1 protein-coding gene is annotated in these 1,926 nt (G+C 46.4%); it reads right to left on the bottom strand.

Features of this window, described 5'->3' with window-relative positions; all coding sequences use genetic code 11:
* Window positions 1–80: 80 nt before the first annotated feature.
* Window positions 81–1,346, bottom strand: a complete 1,266-nt coding sequence (gene ltrA, locus FBD94_RS25835) for a group II intron reverse transcriptase/maturase (RefSeq protein WP_136882351.1) — start codon at window positions 1,344–1,346, stop codon at window positions 81–83.
* Between the last annotated feature and the right edge of the window lie 580 nt (window positions 1,347–1,926).

The following is a 1,926-nucleotide window of genomic DNA, read 5'->3' as shown; positions in this document are numbered from 1 at the left end:
AATCGAGTAGGAAGGTAATCATTATTTGATTACCTGTCCCCTCACACCACCGTACGTGCCGTTCGGCATACGGCGGTTCATTAAACATAAACAGCTTTAGGGGCTACTATTTCTTTAAGACTTAGTAGCCCTTGTTTCTTTAAAAATGCGTTGTTAAGCGTCCTGGTCAGGATCGGACTATGCACCGTTCTCCAATAGCCTTTACGAGTATTTCCCCATTGATAGGCTTGATAGGGTTTTACCCCTAGTTTCTCAAGCTGCTTAACACGAGTTTTTACCTGTTTCCATTGAACCCAGTAGCATAGTCGAACCCGACTACGAACCCATTCATCCAACTCTCCGAATACCGTTTTAGCATCACTCAACTTAAAGTAATTTCCCCAACCTTGGTTCAATTGTCTGATTTGCATCATCCGATCTTCCATCGTAGAGGGTTTCCTTCGACAGGTGATGCCACGGATCTTATCCTTGTAGATGACAATGCTTTTCCGGTGTACGGTAATACCCTTGGAGCCCTTCTTATGATAGAAAGTAAACCCTAGTAATCGGGTTCGCCATGGCCGGGTCACCACACTCTTCTCTACATTGACTTTGAGTTTTAGTTCCTTTTCAATGTAGGCGCTGATACTTTCCATCACCCGATCTCCTGCCCGCTTACTCTTCACGTAGATGCTACAATCATCCGCATACCGCACAAAACGATGCCCACGCCTTTCTAGTTCCTTATCCAGTTTATCCAGAATAATATTAGAAAGTAATGGGCTTAGTGGACCTCCTTGTGGAACGCCTTGTTTACAACACACCATCTTCCCATCGTCATCAATATCAGCCCGAAGTATACTATGAATGAGTTTTAACACTCGCTTATCAGCGATGTTCTTACTTAGTTCATTCATCAGGTAGTCATGGTTTACCCGGTCAAAGAATTGTTCCAGATCAAGGTCTACAACATGGCTATAGCCTGCGTGGATGTACTCCTTTGCCTTTTCCAAGGCCTGATGGGCATTCTTCTCGGCGCGAAAGCCATAGCTATTTTCCGAAAAATCAGGATCATACAGTTTAACCAGTACCTGCGAGATAGCTTGTTGAATCAGCCTATCCATGTAAGTAGGGATACCTAATAAACGGACCCCTCCATTAGACTTAGGAATCTTAACCCGCTTGACTGCTTTAGGCCGATATTTACCTTCCTCCAGTTGGCTTTTGATCAATGACCATTCAGCTTTAACCTGCTCGGAAAAGTCTGAAAAACCAATATGATCAACTCCGGCAGCCCCTTTGTTTCCCACAACCCGGTCATAGGCCGGATGCAGGTTGCTTTGACTAATGATTTCTTCGAGTAACATGTCGAATTGCTTTTTTTTTTCCCCTCTGTTTCCTTGTTTCCTGCTTTCTTTCAAGACATCGCTCAGCGCTCCCTGCTACTTTTCTGCTTCCAGCATATTCCTTACAGGCCCAGCTCTCCATTCGGAGTTTTCTGCTTTCTTTACGACAATCCCATTTCCGGTAGTACTACTCGGACGTTTAATGTTCAGCCCTTCCTTCTAAAAAAAAGTACTATGGCCTCTGCTGACTTCTGCGGGGCCAGTTGTGTATTGCTACAGAACCTTGTTCCTTCGGGAGGCGCATCCCCCTCCGGCAACTGCCCGGCAGATCTCCCCGGGTAAGAGCGCAAACTTTCTCTCCATATACCTGTCGAATATACAGCAGGATGTTTCGGATAGTTTAGGGCTTTGTTTTGTTGTGCAAACTCACCCACATCCAACTGCCTGATTCGCTTCCTGTTCGTCAGGCCGGAGATTTACCGCCGGCTTCCTTCAGATTCCTCCTCACGGAGGACACCCTTGCCTTAGGTTAACGCTTCCCACTATCAAGGCGCGTTCGGGACTTCCACCCTAGAGCTTGCGCCCGTGCCGGGCGCACACA

This window comes from Pedobacter hiemivivus (genome assembly GCF_005144565.1).
Classification (GTDB): domain Bacteria; phylum Bacteroidota; class Bacteroidia; order Sphingobacteriales; family Sphingobacteriaceae; genus Pedobacter; species Pedobacter hiemivivus.
This window is presented reverse-complemented; position numbering and strand designations above follow the sequence as displayed.

What these genes read in the sequence shown, in the direction of transcription:
- ltrA (WP_136882351.1), bottom strand. Translation starts at nt 1,346, where the DNA reads ATGTTACTCGAAGAAATCATTAGTCAAAGCAACCTGCATCCGGCCTAT.